We start from the raw sequence: 448 nt of genomic DNA on the forward strand, positions 1-448 counted from the left end.
GAAAAGCTTTTAGCGATGTATCAAAAAAAGTCCCCCTAAAGTGTTATATTAGATAAGGTTTCCCGACCACTAACTAATATACTAAAGGAGGACCCCTGATGAGACAGGATAATAATAGTTTAGCACATACTACATGGAATTGTAAGTATCATATTGTTTTCGCCCCAAAATATAGACGTCAGATAATCTATGGGAAATACAAAGCAAGTATTGGTCAAATCTTACGGTTATTATGTGAAAGAAAAGGCGTTGAAATTCATGAAGCAGAAGCTTGCCCAGATCATATTCACATGTTAGTGAGTATACCACCGAAACTAAGTATTTCTTCATTTATGGGATATTTAAAGGGTAAAAGTAGCTTAATGATATTCGACCGACACGCTAATTTAAAGTATAAATATGGGAATCGCAAATTTTGGTGTCGAGGCTTTTATGTTGATACGGTTGG

General features: G+C 35.0%; 1 protein-coding gene. It reads left to right on the forward strand.

Features of this window, described 5'->3' with window-relative positions; all coding sequences use genetic code 11:
* Positions 1-98: 98 nt before the first annotated feature.
* Positions 99-448 (forward strand): IS200/IS605 family transposase (gene tnpA, locus HMPREF2877_RS07220; protein WP_070579428.1); only part of this gene is annotated, 350 nt, incomplete at its 3' end.

It is taken from the genome of Streptococcus sp. HMSC072D03 (genome assembly GCF_001812855.1).
Lineage (GTDB): Bacteria > Bacillota > Bacilli > Lactobacillales > Streptococcaceae > Streptococcus > Streptococcus salivarius_D.